The organism is Amycolatopsis alba DSM 44262, from assembly GCF_000384215.1.
GTDB classification, from domain to species: Bacteria; Actinomycetota; Actinomycetes; order Mycobacteriales; family Pseudonocardiaceae; genus Amycolatopsis; species Amycolatopsis alba.
This window is the reverse complement of record NZ_KB913032.1, coordinates 4,355,619-4,378,148: the sequence shown is the minus strand read 5'-3', so window position 1 is coordinate 4,378,148 and position 22,530 is coordinate 4,355,619. Positions and strand designations below refer to the sequence as shown.

The following is a 22,530-nucleotide window of genomic DNA, read 5'->3' as shown; positions in this document are numbered from 1 at the left end:
CATGCGTGTGCTGCTGACCGGGCACAAGGGTTACCTGGGCACGGTGATGGCCCCGGTGCTGGCCGCCGAAGGCCACGAGGTGATCGGCCTCGACTCCGGTCTCTACGACACCTGCGTGCTGGGCCCCCAGCCCGAAGACCCCGAGGGTTTCGAGGTCGACCTTCGTGACGTCACGGCCGAGCACGTGGCCGGGGTGGACGCCGTGATCCACCTCGGCGCGCTGTCCAACGACCCGCTCGGGTCGCTGGCGCCGGAGCTGACCTACGACATCAACCACCACGCTTCGGTCAAGCTCGCGAAGCTGGCGAAGGACGCCGGGGTCAAGCGGTACCTCTACGCCTCGACGTGTTCGGTCTACGGCGCTTCGGGCGGCGACGGCCTGGTCGACGAGGACGCGCCGCTGCGCCCGGTGACGCCGTACGCCGAGTCGAAGGTGCGGGTGGAGGACGACGTCCAGGAGCTCGCCGACGGCGACTTCAGCCCGGTGTACATGCGCAACGCCACCGCGTTCGGCTTCTCGCCGCGGCTGCGCGGCGACATCGTGCTCAACAACCTCACCGCGCACGCCCACCTCTCCGGCGAGGTGCTGGTGCTCTCCGACGGCACGCCGTGGCGGCCGCTGGTGCACGCCAAGGACATCGCGCGGGCCTTCGCGGCGGCCTTGGTGGCACCCAAGGAGGCCGTGCACGGCAAGGCGTTCAACATCGGCACCGAACGCAACAACGTGACCGTCGCCGAGATCGCCGAAGAGGTCGTCGAGGCCGTCCCCGGCTCCACGCTGCGGATCACCGGCGAAGCGGGCGCGGACCCGCGGTCCTATCGCGTCGATTTCTCCCGGTTCCGCGCGGCGATCCCCGGCTTCGACTGCGACTGGTCGGTCAAGGACGGCGCGCTCGAACTGATCGACGCCTACAAGACCCACGGCCTCACCGAACACGGCTTCCAGCGCCTGTTCACCCGGCTGGCGCGGCTGCAGGACCGCACCGCCGCCGGCGAGCTCGACGACACCCTCCGGCGTCGCTGAAAGCCTGTTGGCGGAGCTGGAGATGGACATGACAGGCGACGGAACGCGTGAACCCGCCCCGGCCGAAGGCCCCGCTATCGCGGTGGCAGGGCGCGTTGGCCGCAACCGTGACACGGATGACCAGGCGGCGCCCTGCCGACGTCGATCGCGGACGCGGGTTCACCAAACGGCACAGTCGTACCGGGGCCTCGAGACGAGCGCCGACCTGCGAAAGCTGGTCGAGCGCTTGTACCCGTTGTGCCGCAGCATCACCGGCGACGGCGTCCGCCGCACGCTGGAGATCGTCGGCGAGCACATCCCGTTGGAGATCCACGAGGTCCCCACCGGCACCCAGGTATTGGACTGGACGGTGCCGCAGGAATGGAACATCCGCGACGCGTACGTCAAGGACGCCTCCGGCCGCCGCGTGGTCGACTTCGGTGAGTCGAATCTGCACGTCGTCGGCTACAGCGTCCCGGTGTCGCGGAAGATGCCGCTCTCCGAGCTGCGCGAACATCTCCACACCCTGCCCGACCAGCCGTCCTGGGTGCCGTACCGGACCAGCTACTACGCACCGACCTGGGGTTTCTGCCTGGCGCAGGAAACCCTCGACGCGATGCCGGACGGCGAGTACGAGGTCTGCATCGACTCGACGCTGGCCGACGGGAGCCTCACCTACGCAGAGCACGTCGTGCCGGGCGAGGTCACCGACGAGGTGATCATCTCCTGTCACACGTGTCATCCGTCGCTGGCGAACGACAACGTCGCCGGGATCGCGATCGCCGCCGCGTTCGCGCAGACGCTCGAAAAGCCCCACTACACGTACCGGTTTCTGTTCATGCCGGGCACGATCGGCGCCATCACCTGGCTCGCGCGCAACAACGAACGCGTCGGCCGGATCAAGGCCGGGCTCGTGCTGGCGTGCGCCGGTGACCCTGGATCGCTGACGTACAAGCGAAGCCGCCGGGGCGACGCCGAGATCGACCGCGTACTCGCGTACGTCCTGGCCGATCGCGCGCACGAGATCGTGGACTTCTCGCCGTACGGCTACGACGAGCGCCAGTTCTGCTCCCCCGGCTTCAACCTGGGTGTCGGCTCGCTGACGAGGACGCCGTACGCGGGTTATCCCGAGTACCACACCTCGGCCGACAACCTCGATTTCGTCTCCACCGAGGCCATGGAGGAAACCCTCCAGACCCTGAAGGACACGTACGCCGTCCTCGACCGCAACCGCAGCTACGTCAACCTCAGTCCCTACGGCGAGCCGCAACTCGGCAAGCGCGGACTGTACGGCTCGCTCGGCGGGCGAAGCGACGCCAAACAAGCCCAGATGGCGATGCTCTGGGTGCTCAACCTCTCGGACGGCGAGCACAGCCTGCTCGACGTCGCCGAGCGGTCCGGGCTGCCGTTCGATTCCGTCGTCGCCGCCGCTCAGGCGCTGCACGACGCCGGATTGCTCAAGGATTAGAGGCCCATGCGATCACTTCTGCGTTCCCAAGCCATCCGGGCGATGGCCGGACGACTCAGCTGGGGCCTCGGCGACCAGGCCGTCTCGAGCATCACCAACTTCGTGGTCGGCCTCTACGTCGCGCGTTCCCTCGGCACGTTCGCGTTCGGCATGTTCAGCCTCGCCTGGGTCAGCTACGGCGTGGTGCTCAACCTTTCACGCGGGCTGACGACGGATCCGCTGATGGTGCGGTTCTCCGGGGTGTCCACCGAATCCTGGCGCGCCGCGACCGCGAGGGCGACCGGGACGGCGCTCACGGCGGGTGTCTTGTCCGGGATGATCAGCGTGGCCGCCGGTCTCATCGTGGGCGACACCACCGGCGGGGCGTTCGTCGCGCTCGGCGTCGTCATCCCCACGCTGCTCTTGCAGGACGCGTGGCGGTTCGCCTTCTTCGCCGCCGGGCACGGGAAGAAGGCGTTCCTCAACGACGTCGTCTGGGGGATCGCGCTGATCCCGGCCTTGTTCATCGCGCACCACACGTCCGACACGGTCGTCGCGTTCATCCTGGCGTGGGGCCTTTCCGGGGCGGTCGCCGCGGGCTTCGGCTGCCTGCAGTCCGGAGTCCGGCCGGATCCGCGCGGCACGCTCGACTGGATCAAGGCGCACCGCGACCTCGGCGCCCGCTACGTGATCGAAAACGTCAGCAACAGCGGCTCGTCGCAGCTGCGGATGTACGGGCTCGGCGCGATCGCCGGGATCGCGAGCGTCGGCGCGGTCCGCGGCGCCGAACTGCTCCTCGGGCCGTTCTTCGCCCTCTTGATGGGACTTTCCCTGGTCACAGTGGCCGAAAGCGCGCGGGTGCTCCAACGGGCCCCGCACCGCTTCCGGAAATTCTGCGCCGTCCTCGGCGCCGGCCAGGCGGCGGCGGCCCTGCTCTGGGGCCTCGCCTTGCTTCTGGTACCCCACGACGCCGGCCGGTTCGTCCTCGGTGACGTCTGGGATCCCGCTTCGAAACTGATCCTCCCGGTGACCATCGGTATCGCCGCGGCGGGATTCAACACCGGAGCGGCCGCCGGACTGCGTGCGCTCGGCGCTGCGAAACGGAGCCTTCGCGCCCAGCTGATCAACTCCGCCGGCTATGTCGGCTTCGGGCTCATTGGCGCCTTCTTGGCCGGGGCGTCCGGATCCGCTTGGGGGGTCGCGTTGGCGATCACCAGCGGTTCAGCGGTGTGGTGGCTCCAGCTGCACATCGCCTTCAGAGAACACAAGACTTCGGAGAAGGAAGAAATGAGGACGTCATGAGCACCGCTCCTCGGCTGAGCATCGGGCTCCCGGTCTACAACGGCGAGGACTACCTCGCCGAATCGCTGGACGCACTCCTCGGCCAAAGCTTCGGCGACTTCGAGCTGATCATCTCGGACAACGCGTCCACCGATCGCACCGAAGAGATCAGCCGTGACTACGCGAAGCTGGACTCCCGCGTCCGGTACGTGCGCCAGCCGGTGAACGTCGGCTGCTCGCCCAACCACAACTACTGCGTCGACGTCGCCCGCGGCGAACTGTTCAAGTGGGCCTCGGACGACGACCTGTACGCACGCGACCTGCTGGAGCGCTGCGTCGCGGCGCTCGACGAACACCCCGAGTTCGTCCTCTCGCATTCGTGGACGGCGATGATCGACGAGAAGGGCGTCGTCACGCAGGCGCTGGAGTACCCGCTCAACACGGTCTCGCCGCACGCCGCGGAACGCTTCCGCAGCACGCTGTTCGCCCCCGGCGGGGACGACGACGGCGCGGTCATCCGCACCGAGGTGCTGCGCCGCGTCGCGCCGCTGGACAGCTACCACCACGCCGACCGCACGATCATCTCGGAACTGGCCCTGCACGGCCCGTTCCACCAGGTGCCCGACTGGCTGTACTTCCGGCGCGACCACCCCGGCCGTTCCGAGCACGAGCACCCGACCGTGCGACGGCGTGCCACCAATCTCGACCCGAAGCGGGCCGACAAGCTGCGCCACCCGATGATCCGGCTGCTCGGCGAGTACGTCCTGGGGTACGTCAACGCGATCCGCAACGCGCCGATCTCCGGCGCCGAGAAGCGCGAATGCTTCCGCTACCTGCGGCAATGGGCGCTGAACCGGGCGGGGAACCCGGCCATGGGCCGGATGCCGGTGCAGGCCGAAGCCGAAACCGGCCCGCGTGAGGTCTCCGTCGTCTCAGTCGTCGCCGGCCAGGAGGGACGAGTCCCTTGACCCCGCCCGCGAGGATCGGGCTGTTCGGCCTCCTCGGATCGGGGAACCTCGGCAACGACGGTTCCTTCGAGGCGGTCCTCGGGTTCTTGCGCACGGACCATCCGGACGCCGCCATCAGCGTGATGTGCGGCGGACCGGAAATCGTCGCGTCGCGCTACGGGCTCGAGACGACCGCGTTGAACTGGTACGAGGGCGAGTACCGGACGGTCTCGGGACCGTTGTCCGTCGTGCTGAAGGGCTTCGGCAAACTCGTCGACGCCTTCCGCACGGCGGCTTGGGTACGACGTCACGACGTGGTGATCGTGCCGGGAATGGGTGTCCTGGAATCCACCCTTCCCTTGCGTCCCTGGGGTTTCCCGTACGCGTTGCTGCTGCTCTCGGCGTCCGGCCGTCTGGTCGGGACCAAGGTGGCGCTGGTGAGCGTCGGTGCCAGCGTGAGCTCGCAGCGGGCCACCCGGTCGGTCATCGGCTGGGCCGGGCGGCTGGCGTCGTTCCGGTCCTACCGGGACGAGCCGTCGCGGGACGCGATGCGCGAAATGGGGGTCGACGTCACGAACGACCGCGTCTACCCCGACCTCGCCTTCGCCCTCCCGGCACCCTCGGAACCGGTGCTGCCCCGCTCCGTCGGGGTCGGGGTGATGGCCTACCACGGCGGGAACGAGGACAGGGCGCGCGCCGCGGACATCTATGAGTCCTATGTGGACAACATAACACGGTTCGTCGCCGGACTGGTCTCGGATGGCCGTCCGGTGCGGCTGTTCATCGGCGACCGGGCCGACCGCCAGGTCGTCGACGAGATCATGCGGGAACTGGATTCCCCGCTGATCACCGCCGCCGACACGTCCACTTTGGACGACGTGCTGCGGGCGATGTCGGCCGTCGAGACCGTCGTCGCGACCCGCTACCACAACGTCCTGTGCGCGCTGAAACTGGCGAAACCGACGTTGTCCATCGGGTACGCGAACAAGAACAAGGTCCTCATGACCACACTGGGACTGGGGGAATTCTGCCAGTCGGCCAAGGAGATCGACTTCGACGCGCTGGTGCGCCAGTTCGCCGAACTGGAGTCCCGCGCCGCCGAACTGAGCGAGATCGTGGCGAAACGAGGCGCGAAGCAGGTGCGGCTACTGGACGAGCAGTTCGCCGAACTGTCGGCCGCCTTCCTGCCGATGGGAGTCCGATGAAGGTGATCCCGGTGCCCGCCATCGCGGGCGCGTACCTGTTCGAGCCGACCCCGCACGCCGACGAGCGCGGCTTCTTCAGCCGCACGTTCGACGCCGACGTCGTCCGGTCCGTCGGGATCGACCCGAACGGGTTCCTCCAGGACAGTGTTTCCCGCTCCCGCAAGGGAGTGCTGCGCGGGATGCATCTCCGCTCGGGTCTCGGCGAAGCGAAACTGGTCCGGTGCTCGTGGGGCGCCGTCTTCGACGTCGTCGTCGACCTGAGGCCGGATTCGCCGACGTACCTGGGCAAGGAGACGTTCGACCTGTCCGGGGAGACGCAGGTCTCGCTGTACATCCCGGCGGGCTGCGCGCACGGGTTCCAGGCGCTCACCGAGTACGCCGACGTCTCCTACCGGATCGACCGCACGCACGACGCGAGCGAAGACGTCGCGATCGCCTACGACGACCCGGAACTGGCGATCCCCTGGCCGCTTCCGGCGGCCTTCGTCTCGGAACGGGACCGCCAGGCCCTCCCCCTTTCCGCGGTCCTACAGAACACGAGGTGAAAGCATGACCCGTCATCTTCCCAAGTCCATGCGGGCCAACGAGCGCCTCCACGCGATGATCCCCGGCGGCGCGCACACCTACGCCAAGGGAGACGACCAGTACCCGGAGAACCTGGCGCCGGTCATCTCCCACGGGCGGGGCGCGCATGTCTGGGACGTCGACGGGAACGAATACATCGAGTACGGCTCGGGGCTGCGCGCGGTCAGCCTCGGGCACGTGCACCCGCGGGTCAGCGAAGCCGCCCACCGCGAGATCGACCGGGGCGCCAACTTCGCTCGTCCGTCCATTGTGGAGGAACGGGCGGCGGAGAAGTTCCTCGCGACCGTCCCGACCGCCGAGATGGTCAAATTCGCCAAGAACGGCTCGGACGCCACCACGGCCGCGGTCAAGCTCGCCAGGGCGGCCACCGGCAGGCCGCTGGTGGCGATCTGCCGCGACCACGCGTTCTTCTCCATCGACGACTGGTTCATCGGCACCACGGCGATGTCGTCGGGCATCCCCGGCGAGATCACCGATCTCACCGTGTCGTTCCCCTACGGCGACCTCCCGGAGACGGAACGGCTGCTGCGGGAAAACGCGGGCCGGATCGCCTGCCTCGTCCTGGAGGCGTCCGCCCAGCTCGAACCGCCCGCCGGGTACCTCGTCGGCCTGCGGGAACTGGCCGACCGGTACGGCTGCGTCCTGATCTTCGACGAGATGATCACCGGTTTCCGCTGGTCAGAGGCGGGAGCGCAGGGTCTCTACGGGGTCACCCCTGACCTCTCGACGTTCGGCAAGGCGCTCGGCAACGGGTTCGCCGTCTCCGCGCTCGCGGGCAAACGCGAGCTGATGGAGCTCGGCGGCCTGCGCACCGGCGGGGAACGCGTCTTCCTGCTGTCCACCACTCACGGCGCCGAGACGCATTCGCTGGCCGCCGCGATCGCGGTCATGGAGACCTACACCGAAGAAGGCATCGCCGCGCGGCTGCACGCGCTCGGCGACCGGCTCGCCGCCGGGGTCCGCGAAGTCGCGGCCTCGGCGGGGGTCGGGGAACACGTCGTCGTGCGCGGCCGGGCGAGCAACCTCGTCTTCGCCACGCTCGACGCCGAGAAGAAACCGTCGCAGGACTACCGCACGCTGTTCCTGCGGCAACTGGTCACGGGAGGGGTCCTCGGGCCGTCGTTCGTGGTCAGCAGCGCGTTGTCCGAAGAAGACATCGACCGGACGGTCGAAGTGGTCTCGCAGGCCTGCCTCGTGTACCGCAAAGCGCTCGACGCGGATGATCCGGTGCCGTGGCTGGGTGGTCGTTCGGTGAAGCCGGTTTTTCGGAGAAGGGTATGAGTCCAGGGAGAATATCTCGCTCGGCAGGCAGACGGACGCTCTGCGTCGCACTGTCGGCATTACTGCTCCAGGTCGCCGTTGAAAGCCCAGCGGTGGCATCCGACGAGCCGGTACGAGGGGTGTGCGACACGACCGTCGGTGTCCCCTCCGCGCCGGAAGGCGCCCAGGTCGTCCAACCGGGCACCGATCTGAACGAACGGACCCGGTCCAGCCCGCCGGGTACCACGTTCTGGCTGGCACCGGGCACCCATTACCTGGCCGACGACCAGTTCGGGCAGGTGCTGCCCAAGGACGGCAACGTCTACCTCGGCGCACCCGGTGCCGTGCTCGACGGACGCAGGCTCAACCGCGCGGCGTTCACCACGGCGGCCAGGGATGTGGTCATCCGCGGCCTCACCATCCGCGGCTTTCTCGGCCAGACGGATCAGGGCGTGGTCAACCACGACTCCGGCGAGCGCTGGACCATCGAAGGCAACGTCATCGAGGACAACGACGGCGCCGCGATGATGACCGGATCCGGCCAGCGGGTGATCGGGAACTGCCTGCGGAACAACGGCCAGTACGGCATCAACGCCTACCGCGCCGGCGGCGGGCTGGCCGGCCTGGTGATCGAAGGCAACGAGATCACCGGGAACAACACCGGTGACTGGGAGACGAAGATCCCCGGCTGCGGCTGCAGCGGCGGGGCGAAGTTCTGGGCCGTGAACGGCGCCGACATCGTCGGCAACTGGGTCCACCACAACCACGGTGTCGGGCTCTGGGCCGACACGAACAACAACGACTTCCTCATCCAGGACAACAAGATCGAGGACAACGCCTCCGAGGGACTGTTCTACGAGATCTCCTACAACCTGGAGCTGGTCGGGAACACGTTCCGCCGCAACGCGCTGGTGCAGGGCCGCAACCGGGCCGCCAAGGGCGACAGTTTCCCGGTCGCCGCGGTGTACATCAGCGAGTCCGGCGGAGAGCCGAGACTGCCCGCCCGGACCAGTCAGATCGACATCCGCGGGAACCTGTTCTCGGACAACTGGTCAGGGATCACGCTGTGGGAGAACGCGGACCGGTTCTGCAACAGCCCGGCCAACACGTCGTCGCTCTCCTGCACGGCGCTGGTCTCACCGACGTCCACCTGCTCGGATCCCGGCATCGCGACCGAGCCGCTGTACAGCGACTGCCGATGGAAGACCCAGCGCGTTTCGGTGCACGACAACACGTTCGAGTTCGATTCGACGCTGGAAGGCTGCCTGGAACGCTGCGGCCGGATGGCGGTGCTCTCGAACTACGGGACCTTCCCGGCTTGGTCGCCGTACCGGGGGAACGTGATCTCCGAGGCGATCACCTTCCGGCAGGAGAACCGGTGGTACGACAACCAGTACTACGGGCCATGGACGTTCGTCACCCAGGACGCGTCACGGCGGCTGACGGCGGCACAATGGCAGGCCGAGCCCTACCGGCAGGACGCCTGCAGCGGGTTCGAAGCCCCGGCGACCTGCTGAAGTTTCACCTGTAAGTGTCCACCTGGGACGGTCTACAGTGGCTTACCGTTTCGGTATGCCCGTGTTCCTGGTTGCCCTGCTGCTGCTCGCGACAGGAGTCGTCACAGCCTCTCCGGCTTCGGCGGCTCCTGTCGCGGCTTGCGACGCGGGACCGGTAAGCCCTTCGAAACCGGACGGCGCCGTGATCGTCCCGCCGGGGACCGACCTCTCCGAGAAGACGCGCGAACTCCCGGCCGGCACGACGTTCTGGCTGACCGAGGGCAAGCACACCCTGGGCCCGGACGAGTACGGCCAAGTCATCCCGAAGGACGGCAACACCTACCTCGGCGCACCCGGCGCCGTGCTGGACGGCGGCGGCGTCAACCGCTACGCGTTCACCCAGCAGGCTCGTGACGTCGTCATCCGCGGCCTCACCATCCGCGGTTTCGCGGCGCCGCGCGATCAGGGCGTGGTCAACCACGACTCCGGTGAACACTGGACCGTCGAAGGCAACACCATCGAGGACAACCGCGGCGCCGCGATGATGGCGGGCCCGCGTCAGGAGGTCCTGCGGAACTGCCTGCGGAACAACGGCCAGTACGGCATCAACGCCTACCGCGCGGGCGACGGGATCACCGGGCTGCTCGTCGAGGGCAACGAGATCACCGGGAACAACACCGACGACTGGGAGAAGCAGGTCCCCGGCTGCGGCTGCAGCGGTGGCGCGAAATTCTGGGCGGTGAACGGCGCCGACATCCGGGGGAACTGGGTCCACCACAACCACGGCGCCGGCCTGTGGGCGGACACGAACAACAACGACTTCCTCGTCGAGGACAACCTGATCGAGGACAACGAGGCGGAGGCGTTGTTCTACGAGATCTCGTACAACGCCGTGGTCCGCGGGAACACCTTCCGGCGGAACTCCCTCGTACAAGGGCGCGCTTTCGCCGCTCGCGGGGACAATTTCCCGGTCGGGACGATCTACCTTTCCGAATCCGGCGGCGAACCGCGTATCCGGGCCCGGACATCTTCGGTGGAGATCGTGGACAACGTCTTCGAGGACAACTGGGGCGGGATCACCGCTTGGGAAAATGCGGACCGCTTCTGCAACAGCCCGGCGAACACTTCTTCCGGGTCGTGCACGCTCCTTGTTCCTTCGGTCTCTTCGTGTTCTTCTCCGGGAATCGCGTCTCGTCCTTTGTACGATGACTGCCGATGGAAGACTCAGCGGGTTTCCATTCATGGCAACAAGTTCTCTTCCGGGTCCGAGTGTTCGGGGTTGTGCGGGCGGATGGCGCTACTGGCGAACTTCGGGACTTATCCGGAGTGGTCGCCTTATCGGGGCTCTTCCGTTTCGGACGCGGTCACTTTCCGGCAGGGGAATCGGTGGTACGACAACGCTTACTCGGGCTCTTGGCGATTTGTCGTTCAGGACACTTCGCGGACTGTGGGGGCTTCGGCTTGGCAGAGGGCTCCTTACTCGCAGGATGCTGGGTCGAGCTTCGCGTGACCGGAGGCGGCGGGCGACGGTGAAGGAATTGGGACGTTCAATGTCCCAATTCCTTCACCGTCGCGGCACTCGGGTTCGTGACTGGGACTTTCGTGCACACAAGAGCGAAATTGTCGGTGCTCGGCGGCACAGTGATCAGGTGCTACGAGGAACCTGGATCACCGATCCCTTACTCACCTCCCCGGACCGGCCGGAAGTGGTCCGCGCGACCGACCTCGAACGGATCGGCGTGCCACGCCGGACCGTGTCCCGACGCTGCGCGCCGGGCGGACCCTGGCGAATGTTGCTGCCCGGCGTCGTGCTGCTGAGCAGCGGGGCACCAACGGACGAGCACCGCGTGCGTGGCGCTTTGCTCCATGCCAGGAAGGACGCGGTACTCACCGGCACATGGGCACTCCGGCGCCACGGTTTGGAGAGGATCCCCGAGCAGGATGAAGTGCATGTCCTCATACCCGCGAGCCGCGACATCACCGATACCGGCTTCGTGCACGTCGAGCGGACAAGACACTTACCTCGCCCTCACCTGCGAGGGGATCTCCCGGTGGCACCGGTCCCACGGGCCGTCATCGACGCCGCCCGGCGGCTCACCGACGAAGACGAGATCCAAGCGATGATGGCCGAGTCCGTCCAACGCCGCTTCTGCACCACCGCCATGCTCACCGAGGAACTCGATCAAGCAGGCCGAACCGGAACAGCCTTACCCCGGAAAGCCCTGGTCCCGCTCCTGGCAGGAGCGAGATCCGTCGCCGAGGCCGACGCCTGGCGCCTCTGGCGAAGATCCGGTCTCCCGCCGGGCCACTGGAACGTCCCGATCTTCGACGCGAACGGGAACCACATCGCCACCCCGGACTTCTGGTGCGACGAGTTCGCCTTGGCCTGGGAGATCGACTCCTACCGCCATCACGCGAATCTCGACGACCATCGCGCCACCGTCGCCCGCAACGCCCGGTACGTGGCTGCGGGGATCGTCGTGCTCCAGACGCTGCCGTCCCGCCTTCGCACCGAACCGGAGCTGGTACTCGGCGAGCTTCACGCCGCCTTCCGGACCGCGCGAGCCCGGCCAAGGCCGAACGTCGTGATCAAGCGGGCCGCGTAGAGCGGGTGGAGGCCCCGAGCCGTCGCCGGTTTTCGGCGACAGCAGTGTGCTTCTCCATGCCCTCAGGCCGAACGTCAGGCGGGCCGCCGCGTGAGCCGGTCCACCGTCCACCCCACCACCGGCACCACCGCGACAGCGACCCCGAAACCCCCGAAGGTGTCCGTCGGGTAGTGCGCCCCCAGCGCCACCTCGGCCCACCCCATCACGAGCCCGGCGAAGGCGACCAGTCCCACCAGCACCCCAACACTGCCGACAGGTCCGAGCTCCCGCACGTCGATCACCAGCAGCGCGACAACGGTCGCCACGGTCACCGCGAAGGCCGTGTGCCCACTGGGGTAGGACAGGAACTCGCCGTGGATCAGCCTGCCGACCAGGGGTTTCAGCCCGGTGGTCAGCGCCACCGTCACCCCGCTGGCGGCCACCATCAGGATCGCGATCCGCGGCCGCCGGTGCCGCAGGCACAGCCAGCCGAACAGCGCGATGACCACGACCGCGCCCACCGGTTCGCCCGCGAAGTCGACAGCGGTGGCCACGTACCAGAGCGGGCCCTCGACCCGGTCGATGACGGGGAGCACGAGGGCGTCGAGTCCGGCGAGGTGGGAGGTTCCGGCGTAGCGCAGGCCGAGGACGAGGGCGACGACGAAGCCGAAAGTCCCCAGAACCCAGAGCGGAATCCGTGCGCGCGGCGGGAGCGCGGGCGGACCGGCGATCACGCGAAAGACGCGGCGTCGATCGCGGCCTGGTAGCCGCCGATGAGTCGTTCCAGACCGACCTTCGGCGTGAACTCCTGCTCGTAGACCAGCCGCGCGGCCCAGCCCATCTCCTGGTTCCGTTCGGCGTCGCCGACGATCTCCCGCAGACTGGCCGCCAGGGCCTCCGGGTTCCCTGGTTCGTGCAGCAGGCCGGTGACGCCGTCTTCGACGAGTTCGCGGAAGGCGCCGTGGGCGGCGGCGACCGTCGGGACACCGGCGGCCATCGCCTCGACCACGACCAGGCCGAAGGTCTCCAGCCATTCCGAGGGAGCGAGGACGGCGTTCGAGCGGGCGATCAGGTCGCGGCACTCCTCTTTGGACTGAAGACCGAGGTAGCGGACGTCGTCGCGGCCCTCCGCCCAGCGCGCGACCTCGTCCTGCATCGGGCCGGTGCCTGCGATCACCAGCGGCGGCAGCGGGCCGCCCGCCGCGACCAGCAGGTCCCAGGCGTTCATCAGCAGCCCGATCCCCTTTTCCGCGGTGATCCGGCCGAGGAACAGCAGGTGCTCCCCCGTGCCCTGGCGCGTTTTGCCGGGGTCGGCGACGTAGTTGTACTTCACCCCGAGCCGGTCGGCGGGCATCCCAGCGGCGATCAGCACCTCGCGTTGCGCCTTGGAGATACAGAAGAACCGCGACACCCCGGACCACCAGCGGGCGCGGTTCAGCATCAGGCTCGCCGCCATCGGCACGGTGGCGAGCCCCGAACCGCGGTAACACCCGTGCCGCACGGCGGGCACCGGCGACCGTCCGACACAGTCGGTGCACACCTGACCGTCGCGGTACAGCGTGCCGGGTGGGCAGATCAAGGTGTAGTTGTGCACGGTCGCGACCGTCGGGACCCCGGCGTCGGCACACGCCGCCAGCACCGACGGCGAAAGCAGCGGGAACGTGTTGTGGATGTGGACGACGTCCGGCCGGTCGTCGGCGAGGCGCCGGGCCAGGTCCGCGCGCACGGCCCGGTTCCACGGCACCTGGAGCGGGACGATGGCCTTGCGGGGCAAGGACATCTCCGCGATGTCGTCACTGCGGCGCTCGAACAGGCTGACCTCGTGCCCGGCCTCGGCCAGCAGCGCGGTCTCCTGGTCGACGACGTTGTTCTCACCGCTGGGCTGCTCGGATCTGTACCGGTTGTGGATCACGAGGACCTTCACGCGGGCTCCTTCAGAAACTCGGGTTCTTCGGCGGGCACACGCACGAGCAGCGACGCGGCCAGGGCCAGGTGCAGCAGGTACGGCGACGCGTCGCCGAGACCGGCCTCGGTGTAAGAGGCGGAAAGACAGTAGGTGATCAGGAAGATCGCGCAGGCCCGCGCCGGCGACGGCGGGCGCAGCACCGCGACCACGACCAGCACGAGCAGGAACGCCCCCACGATCACGATCCCGACGTACCCCTGTTCGTGATACACCGCGAGCCAGCTGCTGTCGATCGGGAGGCCGTCGTAGGACTTGTCGGTCAGGCCGACGCCGAACAGGTACTCCAGTGTCGTCCGCGGCGCGTCGAGCAGCGCGTCCCACACCTTCGCGCGGCCGGTGAGGCTGGAGAAGTTCTCCTCGGACTGGCCTCGCAGGAACCACGTCTGCAGCAGCCCGCCCAGCGCCACCACGACGAACACGCCGCCGAAGACCAGGCCGGTGAACACCTTGCGGGCGCGGGCGCTGGACATCCACTGCGACATCAGCGCCACGATGGTCCCGACCACCAGGCCGAGCATCGCGGTGCGGGTGTGGGTCAGCAGCAGGACCCCGAACGACGGGATGATGACGGTCAGCGCGTGCCGCCGGTCCAGCTTCCCCCCGAGCCACAGCAGGACCGTGAGGCCGATGACGATGGCCGCGTACTGGCCGACCTGCGGCGGGGTCAGCGGCCAGACCGTCCCGGTGAGCCGTCCGCCGTATTCGAACGGCAGCGCGTTGCCGGGGCTCAGCGCGAGCCCGATCACCACCGTGACCAGCATCGCGCCGTAGGTGCGGATGTGCTGGCGGACGAGGTCGAGGCCGCCGTCCCACCAGCGGGTCAGCAGCCACAGGGTGCTGAGGAAGAGACTGAACCGGAAGCAGCGGAACAGCGCGCCGAACCCGCCTTCGAGGTTCAGGCTCGCGACCACGCTCAGCACCAGCAACAGCGTGAGCAGGGACAGGTAGGCGCTCGGCCGGATCCGCAGCCTGGGGTTCAGGGCCAGCGCGATCACGAAAGCGGCCCCGAGCGAGCCCATGGTGATCAGCTGGCTGACCGACCTCGGCAGCGGGATGACCGTCTTCGCCCCTGTCGAGCCCAGAGTGTTGATGATCAGCAGCGTCCAGGCGATACCGGCCGCCTTGGGGAAGCCCCGGATCGCGGGAGCGGGCCGGACGGCGGGATCGAGCATGTCAGCCACCTCCCACGCGGGTCAGTTTGCTGCCTTGATCCTGACGATAGGGCGCGCCCTGCCATTCGCCGAAGCCCAGCACCCGGCTCGGCTCGAAAGCCACGAAGTTCCACGGACCGGAGTAGGTGTTGTCGTGGAGCCGGTTGTCCTGGTCGAAGGTGATCGCCTGCTGGACGACCTCGCCCTTGTACGGCGACCACTCCGGGAAGGTGCCGAAGTTCGCGAGCATCGCCATCCGCGCGCAGCTTTCCTCGCAGTTGGCGACGGCCGGGTCGAGCACGAACCGGTTGTGGTGGATCTCGACGCGCTGGGTCTTCCACCGGCAGTCCTCGTTCAGCGTGCCCGCGGCGATCGCGGGCTGCGCGCATTTCGCCTGTTCGGGCACCAGCCGTGTGCAGGATCCGGACGAGGTGTTGGCGGGGCTGTTGCAGAACCGGTCGGAGTTCTCCCACAGGGTGACGCCGTTCCAGTTGTTCTCGAACGAGTTGCCGGAGATCTCCAGTTTGTCCGTGCGCGCCTTCACCCTCGGCTCACCGCCGGATTCGGAAATGTAGATCGACGCCACCGGGAAGCTGTCGCCGCGGTCGATGTAGCCCTTGCCGTCCACCCAGTTGTTCCGGCGGATGGTGTTTCCCCTGATGACGGCGTTGTAGCTCGTCTCGTACATCAGGGCGGAGCCGTCGTTGTTCTCGATGACGTTGCCCTCGATGAGGAAGTCGTTGTTGTTCGTGTCGGCCCACAGCCCGACGCCGCGGTTGTCGTGCACCCAGTTGCCCCGGATGTCGGCGCCGTCGACCGACCAGAACTTGATCCCGCCGGAGCAGCCGCAGCCGTCGATCTTGCGTTCCCAGTCGCCGGTGTTGTTGCCGGAGATCTCGTTGCCCTCGACGACGAGACCCTTGATCGCGTTGTCCTGCGCGTAGGCGTTCATGCCGTACTGCCCGTTGCGCCGCAGGCAGTTCCCGCGGACCTGCTGCCGCGCGCCCGCCATCAGCGCCGCGCCGTCGTTGTCCTGGACGGTGCTGTGCTCGACGACCCAGCCGTCGGCCGAATCGTGGTTGACGACGCCTTCGTCGTGCGGCGCGGCGAAGCCCTGCACGGTCAGGTACTGGATCTTGACGTCGGCGGCGTGACCGGAGAAGGCGTACTGGTTGATCTTCCGGCCGTCGAAGACCGCGTTCGGCCCGCCGAGATAGACGTTGCCCGCCTTCGGGGTGACCTGGTCGTAGCGGTCGTCGCCGAGTTTGTGCGTTCCCGGCGCCAGCCAGAACGTCGTCCCGGCCGGGCTCGACCGCGTCTTCGCGGCGAGGTCGCCCGGCACCGCCGGGTCGATCTTCACCGCCCCCGCCGGCGCTTCGGCCGGCCCCGCTGCCACCTTCTCGCACACCTGCGCGACCGAACCGGACGGCGCCTGCGCCGGGTTCGGTCCGGATTCTTCGGCCGGGCTGGTGCAGGCGGTGAGCGTCAGCGGGCCGAGCAGCACCAGAAGCGCTGCCCGGCGGAGACGGTGCGATCGTGCGGTCACAATGGGGGATCCTCGTTACCTGAATCGAAGGTGAGCTCGGTGGTGAAGGTGGCGCCGTCGGCCGCGATCCCGCCGCCGAACAAGGTCCACGCGGGCTCGCGACGGCCGAATCCGGCCGAGTACCAGCCCATCGGCAAGCCAGTCTCGCCGCGATGCGCCGACCAGTCCAGCTCCGGCGGCAGCATGAGCGAAGCCGTCCGGACCTGGCCGTCGACCGTCCAGGACAACGTCGCCGTCCCTCCGGAGAGCGAGACCTCGACGGCCGGGCCGAAGTGGAACGCGAGACGGCAGTGCTGTGCCTCGCCGCCGCGAACCTCGTCGAGGATCCGGAGCACCGGGTCCTCCAGCTCGACCGAACGACGGTGGACCGCCGGGGCGTAGCCGTCGTGTTCCGCGCTCCAGCGCGACGGCGTTCCCGCCGCGATCACGGTGGTGACGGCGTGTTTCGTCCACAGGAACGGGCCACCGGAGACGGACTGGTCGGTGCGGGACAGTTCGAGCGTGTTGTGCGCGGCCGTCGACCGGAAGTACGACCGCCACTTCGGTTCACCGTGGTAGCAGTAGGTCCCCGGATCGGCGAGGATGTCGACGCCGTCGTGCCGGACCTCCACCGAGAGCGCGTCCGCGTGCGCGTGGGCGGCGATGGACAGGAAGCCGTGCGGCCCGCCGTCGCAGCGAGCCCAGATGTCGCCCTCGCGCAGGATGGTCATCCCGGCGTCGGCGAAGTCGTCCCGCCGCCGCACCGGACGCTGGACACGGACCTGGATGTCCTTGGCCAGCGAAGAGAACAGCGGCGTGCGAACGTCTCCGCCCCGCGTCTCCGGCCACCAGTCCAACCGTCCGAAAAGGACGGATCCGGTGTTGAGCAGCGACGCCCAGCGACTGGTCTCGTCGCCGTCCACGATCAGGCCGAAGCCGTCGTCCGCGTCGCCTTGCCGAGGCGGCCGCAGCCGGTTGTCCACAATGGACGCCAGTGCGTCGGTCATCCGAAGCAGCACGAGCCAGGTCGACTCGGGCACCGCGACCCCGGCGGCCTTCGCCTCCAGCGCCCCGGCGAGTCCCAGTTCCAGGACGAGCCCGTGGTACTCGGTGGCGAGTTCACGGTTGATCCCGGAATCGAAGGTGTTGTGGCGCAGCATCTTGTCCAGCGACGTCAGCGCCGCGTCCCGCCACCGGTCCGATTCGGGGAACCAGGCGAACGCGCAGGCGGCGGCGAGCTGCCCGGCGTCCTCGGCGATCACGTGGTTGTTCGCCGACGATCCCCGGCTCGGGAAGGCAGCCAGCCAGCGCTGGTGGTGCCAGATCTGCGTGAGGGCCTCGGGGTTGTCCTCGAACAGCGCCGGGGCCTGCGCCCAGCCGTCGAGCAGCCGCCGGACCCACACCCACGACAGCAGCCGGATGCCGAGTTCGATCCCGCTGACCCAGTGCACCCCGCGCAGCGGCGGGTTGGCCGCCCACCACGACTTCAGATGCGCGGCGACCCGCTCGGCGTACCGGTCGTCACCGGTCAGGGCGTACGCGGCGGCCAGCACGGTGAGATGCTGGTGCCGCGACGGCTCCCAGATCTGCTTGATGTCGCCGACGGTGTCCTCGCTTCGGTACGGGATGTCGAAGGAGTACACATCGGCAGGTGCGCGGCGGCCGGTCTTCGGGTCGTAGGACCAGTCCGGGTCGACGAGGTCGTCCCGTTCGACGCCGAAGTACTCGGCGTGCCCCTCCATCAGGCGATCCGCGGTGACGACCAGATCCTTCACCGCGTCACCCGAGACGGCGGCGAGGACGTCTTCACCGGGCACCGACGCGAACCGGCGGTCCGGCAGCCACGTCGGCTTGTCCCCCGCGACCCCGCGCCACTGGCGTTTGCGCACGACGTCGGTGACGCGGCCCGCGACCTCGGCCGGTCCCATCCGCGACAGTCTTCGCAGGTACCAGGACGGATCCATCAGCCCAGCCCCTCCTTGGCGTTGATCCGCACCGGGGACCCGGTTTCCAGGCTGCGGTTGACCGCGAGCGTGGCCAGCGTCGTCGAGACGAGGGACTCGACCGACACCGGCATCGCGACCCCGGTCTTCAGCGCGTTCACGAACGCTTCCAGCTCGGCGGCCTGGCCCTTGTCCCGGCCCTTGGGGATCCGGGAGCTGGCCCACTTCTTGCGGCCGAACACCGAAGCGCGCGCGAAGTCGTCGAACTTCAGCACCTTGCCGTCGGCGGTGACGTCGATCGTCTCCTTGGGGAACGCCGACGAACCGCTGGTGGTGTACGCGATCGACGCGGTCGAGCCGTCCGGGTAGCGCAGCAGGATCTGCAGGTCCTGGTGCCCCGGCGTCGCGGTGGCGTACACCGAGACCGGGTCGGCGCCCAGCAGCCAGCTCACCGTGTCGATGAAGTGCCCGCCCTCACCGGCGAAGCGGGAACCCTCGCTGTCGGCCTGGTTGTACCAGCTGCCGGCGTCGAGCTGACCGGCGTTGACCAGGTACCGCACGGAGGCCGGGCCGATCCGCGGGCCGAAGTGGAGCACGGACTCGTTCAGCAGCGGGGCGAACCGGCGGTTGAACCCGACCTGCAGCCGGTCGTTGCCGGACTCCTCGATCGCGCCGAGCACGACCTCGAGTTCCTTTTCCGACAGCGCGAGCGGCTTCTCGACGAAGACGGCCTTGCCCGCGAGCAGCGCCCGCCTGGTCAGCTCGGCGTGCGAGCTGTGCCGGGTCACGATGAACACGGCGTCGATCGAGGAATCGTCGAGCATCGTATCGAGGTCGGTGGTGGCGCGGGCGAAGCCGAACTTGCGCTTGGCGTTCGCGCCCGAGAGCGCGGAGGTGGTGACGACCTCGGTGAGGTCGACGCCCTCCATCTCCGTCAGATGCGGCAGGAGCATCGAGGACGCGTAGTTGCCGGCACCGATGAAGCCGATCCGCACGTTGCCGGACTTCGGCATCGCTCGCGCGGTCACCGTCTTCGGCACGGAAACCGAGGTGACCTGCTCGTTCGCGGCGGCGGCCCGCTTCTCGTACTCGAACAGCACCGCGACGGCCTTGAGCTCGCCCTCGTTCAGCTTCCGGTACGTCTCGACGGCGTCGGAGAACTCCGAGACGTGCGAGATCAGCGGCTCGACGTCGAGACGGCCGCTGCCCATCAGGTCGACGACGCATTCGAGGTTGCGGCGCTCGGTCCAGCGGACCTGGCCGATCGGGTAGTCGCGGCCCTCGAGTTCGTACTCCGGGTCGTAGCGACCGGGGCCGTACGAGCGGGAGAACCGGACGTCGAGTTCCTTTTCGTAGTAGGCGTTCCACGGCAGGTTCAGCGAGCACTTGCCGATGTCGATCACGCGGCCGCGGTCGCGGGCCAGCTTCGCGGCCAGTTCCACCGGCTCGTTCGTGCTGCCGCCCGCGGCGAGGTACACCTGATCGACGCCGTGCCCGGAGCTGATCTCCGCGACCGCTGTGTCGATGACGCCGGACGACGGGTCGCCGCACTTCAGGGCACCGAGCTGCTCGGCGAGCGCGCACCGCGACGGGTCCGGGTCGACGCCGACCACGCGGACCCCGGAGGCGACCAGCAGCTGCACGACCAGTTGGCCGATCAGGCCGAGGCCGATGACCAGCGCGATGTCGCCGATCTGCGGTTCACCCTGGCGGACACCCTGCATCGCGATCGAACCGACCGTGCCGAAAGCGGCGTGCCGGGGATCGACCCCGTCGGGCACCTTGGAATACAGGTTCTTGGGCACCCAGTTCAGTTCCGCGTGCAGCGCGTGCTCGTTCCCGGCGCACGCCACGTAATCCCCGACGGCGACGTCGTGGATGCCCGCGCCGACCTCCTCGACCACACCGCACAGCGAGTACCCCAGCGGCGTGTACGAGTCGAGTTTGTTCATCGCCTTGCGGTAGGTGGCGCCGAGCCCGTTGGTCGCGACGCTCTGCATCACCTTCGCGACCTGGTCCGGCCGTGCCTTCGCCTTGCCCACCAGGGAAAGGCTCGCCTCGGACACCTTCATCATCTCGGTGCCGGTGGAAATCAGCGAATAAGCGGTGCGGACCAGCACACCTCCCGGCTTGCACGCGGGAACTTCGACGTCGAGGAGCGCCAGCTCCCCGCTCTTGTAGTTCTGCACTACCTGCTTCACGTCGCTCCTCAGCGATCAGGTGGTCCGGGCCGCGACGGCGCCGCGGTACCAGTACTCGAGGGTCAAGATGTGCCAGAGGTGCTTGGACCGGTCCTGCTGCCCGGACGCGTCTTCGTCCACGAGCTTCTGCAGGGCCTCACGGCGGAGGAACCCGGCCTTCACCAATTCACCTTCGTTCGTCACCTCGCGCACCAGTGGCGCGAGGTCGCGGCTCATCCAGGCCCGCAGCGGCGCGCTGAACAGGCCCTTCGGCCGGTGCACGATCTCGGCGGGGAGGATCGACAGCGCCGCTTCCTTCAGCGCCATCTTCCCTTGGCGCTTCACGATCTTCTTGTCACCGGGGATCCGGAACGCGGCCTTCACGACCTCGATGTCGACGAACGGCGTGCGCACCTCGGTGGAGGCCGCCATGCTGGACCGGTCGGTGTAGGTGAGGTTGAGCCCCGGCAGGAAGAGCCGGGAATCGGCGAGGCACATGCGGTTCACGAAGTCCGACAGCGTGTTGTCGTGGTAGGTGTCCGCGTGCTCGGTGATCACGTCGTCGACGGCGCCGGCGAGGTCCGGGTTCAGCAGCCCGGCGAGTTCGGCCTGATCGTACATCGTGTAGCTGCGCCGGAACGCGGTCTCCTCCGGCAGTTCCGCGAACGAGAGGAACCGCTTGGCGAACCGGACCGAGCGGAACCCACGCTTCGACGTCGCCACCGGCAGTCTGTCCACAAGGGACTCGACCGGACGGCGGACGAGACCGGGAACCCGCTGGTACTGCACGGCGATCTTGTTCGCGAGGTGCTTGCGGTACCCGGCGAACAGCTCGTCCGCGCCCATGCCCGAGAGCATCACCTTGACGCCCGCCTCGCGGGCGGCGGTGCAGATCAGGTAGCTGTTGATCGCCGCCGGGTCGCCGATCGGCTCGTCGAGGTGATACGTCATCCGCGGCAGCAGGTCCAGCACCTGCGGCGCGATCTCGATCTCGTGCAGGTCGACACCGAACTTCGCGGCGACCTTCTTCGCGTACATCAGGTCGTCCGGCATCGCCTCGAACTTCGCGTCCTCGGCCCGGAAACCGATGGTGTACGCGGAGATCCCCGGCTGCTCGCGCGCGGCGAGCGCGGTCAGGTAGCTGGAGTCGAGGCCGCCGGAGAGGAACGTCGCGACCGGGACGTCGGCCATCAGGTGCTTGCGCGTGGAGTCCTCGATGACGGCGTTGAGGTCGAACTCGCCCTCGTACGCGGCGCCGTCTTCGGCCACCTGGCGCAGCGACCAGAAGGTGCCGCGTTCGACGTCGCCGTTCGGCCGGAACCGCGCCCAGCTGCCCGGCGGCAGCTTCTCGGCCTCGCTGAACGCGCAGCGGCCGTCCGGGACCCAGTAGTAGAGCAGGGACGCGACGAGCGCGGTGTCGTCGACGGTCAGCGAGCCGCCCAGTTCGGCGGCGAGCGCCTTCAGCTCGGACGCGAACGCGACGCCCTTGCCGCGGCGCACCAGGAAGAGCGGTTTGATGCCCAGCTGGTCCCGCACCAGGGTCAGGGCGCCGGTGCGCTCGTCGAAGACGCCGAACGCGAACATGCCGCGCAGCCGGTGCAGGCCCTCGGTGCCCCATTTGCGCCAGGCCTCCAGTACGACCTCGGTGTCGGAGGTCCCCCGGAAGCGCACACCGGCGGCTTCGAGTTCCTTGCGCAGTTCCGGCGAGTTGTACAGCTCGCCGTTGTAGGTCAGCGCGAGCCCGTCCTTGACCATCGGCTGCGCGCCGGTCTCGGTCAGGTCGACGATCGACAGCCGACGGTGTCCCAAGTGGACTTCACCCTCGCCTGCCCGGTGGTCGTACCGGCCCGAACCGTCGGGTCCGCGATGGGCGAGGATCTTCGTGAGCCGATCGGTGAGCGGTCCTCCGTCCGGCCAGAAGTAGGCCCCTGCGATGCCGCACATCTGTTTTCGCTC

Annotated in this window: 17 protein-coding genes; 10 read left to right on the top strand and 7 right to left on the bottom strand. The window is 68.5% G+C overall.

Annotation, left to right across the window (positions count from 1 at the left end; translation table 11 throughout):
* Position 1: 1 nt before the first annotated feature.
* The 10 genes from AMYAL_RS0120885 (at position 2) to AMYAL_RS50355 (ending at position 11,830) form a co-directional block, all read left to right on the top strand.
* Entirely contained in the window at positions 2-1,024 is a 1,023-nt protein-coding gene (locus AMYAL_RS0120885) for an NAD-dependent epimerase/dehydratase family protein (RefSeq protein WP_020633242.1), read from the top strand.
* A 28-nt stretch (positions 1,025-1,052) separates the two neighbouring features.
* Positions 1,053-2,471 carry a DUF4910 domain-containing protein gene (locus AMYAL_RS0120880; RefSeq protein ID WP_245192980.1) on the top strand — a complete coding sequence of 473 codons (1,419 nt, stop codon included), beginning with the start codon at positions 1,053-1,055 and terminating at the stop codon, positions 2,469-2,471.
* A gap of 6 nt (positions 2,472-2,477) precedes the next feature.
* On the top strand, positions 2,478-3,752 hold the full coding sequence (locus AMYAL_RS0120875) for an MATE family efflux transporter (RefSeq protein WP_026467292.1): 1,275 nt from the start codon (positions 2,478-2,480) through the stop codon (positions 3,750-3,752).
* On the top strand, positions 3,749-4,699 hold the full coding sequence (locus tag AMYAL_RS0120870) for a glycosyltransferase family 2 protein (RefSeq protein ID WP_020633239.1): 951 nt from the start codon (positions 3,749-3,751) through the stop codon (positions 4,697-4,699). Before AMYAL_RS0120875 ends, AMYAL_RS0120870 begins: the two co-directional genes overlap by 4 nt.
* Entirely contained in the window at positions 4,696-5,883 is a 1,188-nt protein-coding gene (locus tag AMYAL_RS0120865) for a polysaccharide pyruvyl transferase family protein (protein ID WP_020633238.1), read from the top strand. The genes AMYAL_RS0120870 and AMYAL_RS0120865 overlap by 4 nt, the downstream gene beginning before the upstream one ends.
* Positions 5,880-6,428 (top strand): dTDP-4-dehydrorhamnose 3,5-epimerase family protein, encoded by a 549-nt coding sequence (locus AMYAL_RS0120860; protein ID WP_020633237.1) that lies wholly within the window; start codon positions 5,880-5,882, stop codon positions 6,426-6,428. Before AMYAL_RS0120865 ends, AMYAL_RS0120860 begins: the two co-directional genes overlap by 4 nt.
* Positions 6,429-6,432: 4 nt before the next feature.
* Entirely contained in the window at positions 6,433-7,749 is a 1,317-nt protein-coding gene (locus AMYAL_RS0120855; protein WP_039794062.1) for a glutamate-1-semialdehyde 2,1-aminomutase, read from the top strand.
* Complete coding sequence (locus AMYAL_RS0120850) at positions 7,746-9,245, top strand: right-handed parallel beta-helix repeat-containing protein (protein ID WP_425332212.1); 1,500 nt, start codon at positions 7,746-7,748, stop codon at positions 9,243-9,245. The genes AMYAL_RS0120855 and AMYAL_RS0120850 overlap by 4 nt, the downstream gene beginning before the upstream one ends.
* A 55-nt stretch (positions 9,246-9,300) precedes the next feature.
* A complete protein-coding gene (locus AMYAL_RS0120845; protein ID WP_026467291.1) occupies positions 9,301-10,734 on the top strand; it encodes a right-handed parallel beta-helix repeat-containing protein in 1,434 nt (477 codons plus the stop codon).
* 541 nt (positions 10,735-11,275) lie between these two features.
* Complete coding sequence (locus tag AMYAL_RS50355) at positions 11,276-11,830, top strand: hypothetical protein (protein ID WP_020633232.1); 555 nt, start codon at positions 11,276-11,278, stop codon at positions 11,828-11,830.
* 74 nt (positions 11,831-11,904) lie between these two features.
* Here AMYAL_RS50355 and AMYAL_RS0120835 read toward each other — a convergent pair whose 3' ends face one another.
* From AMYAL_RS0120835 to asnB, 7 genes are read right to left on the bottom strand one after another with little or no spacing between them, the layout of a single operon-like run.
* Complete coding sequence (locus AMYAL_RS0120835; protein ID WP_020633231.1) at positions 11,905-12,543, bottom strand: phosphatase PAP2 family protein; 639 nt, start codon at positions 12,541-12,543, stop codon at positions 11,905-11,907.
* Positions 12,540-13,733, bottom strand: a complete 1,194-nt coding sequence (locus AMYAL_RS0120830) for a glycosyltransferase family 4 protein (protein WP_020633230.1) — start codon at positions 13,731-13,733, stop codon at positions 12,540-12,542. The genes AMYAL_RS0120835 and AMYAL_RS0120830 overlap by 4 nt, the downstream gene beginning before the upstream one ends.
* Positions 13,730-14,947 carry an O-antigen ligase family protein gene (locus AMYAL_RS0120825; protein WP_020633229.1) on the bottom strand — a complete coding sequence of 406 codons (1,218 nt, stop codon included), beginning with the start codon at positions 14,945-14,947 and terminating at the stop codon, positions 13,730-13,732. The genes AMYAL_RS0120830 and AMYAL_RS0120825 overlap by 4 nt, the downstream gene beginning before the upstream one ends.
* Before the next feature lies 1 nt (position 14,948).
* Positions 14,949-16,472, bottom strand: coding sequence for a right-handed parallel beta-helix repeat-containing protein (locus AMYAL_RS0120820; RefSeq protein ID WP_020633228.1), 1,524 nt, complete (start codon positions 16,470-16,472; stop codon positions 14,949-14,951).
* Positions 16,469-18,415 carry a heparinase II/III family protein gene (locus tag AMYAL_RS0120815; protein ID WP_020633227.1) on the bottom strand — a complete coding sequence of 649 codons (1,947 nt, stop codon included), beginning with the start codon at positions 18,413-18,415 and terminating at the stop codon, positions 16,469-16,471. Before AMYAL_RS0120815 ends, AMYAL_RS0120820 begins: the two co-directional genes overlap by 4 nt.
* Positions 18,415-20,595, bottom strand: a complete 2,181-nt coding sequence (locus tag AMYAL_RS0120810; protein ID WP_020633226.1) for a bi-domain-containing oxidoreductase — start codon at positions 20,593-20,595, stop codon at positions 18,415-18,417. Before AMYAL_RS0120810 ends, AMYAL_RS0120815 begins: the two co-directional genes overlap by 1 nt.
* 15 nt (positions 20,596-20,610) lie before the next feature.
* On the bottom strand, positions 20,611-22,518 hold the full coding sequence (gene asnB / locus AMYAL_RS0120805; protein WP_020633225.1) for an asparagine synthase (glutamine-hydrolyzing): 1,908 nt from the start codon (positions 22,516-22,518) through the stop codon (positions 20,611-20,613).
* Positions 22,519-22,530 lie beyond the last annotated feature (12 nt).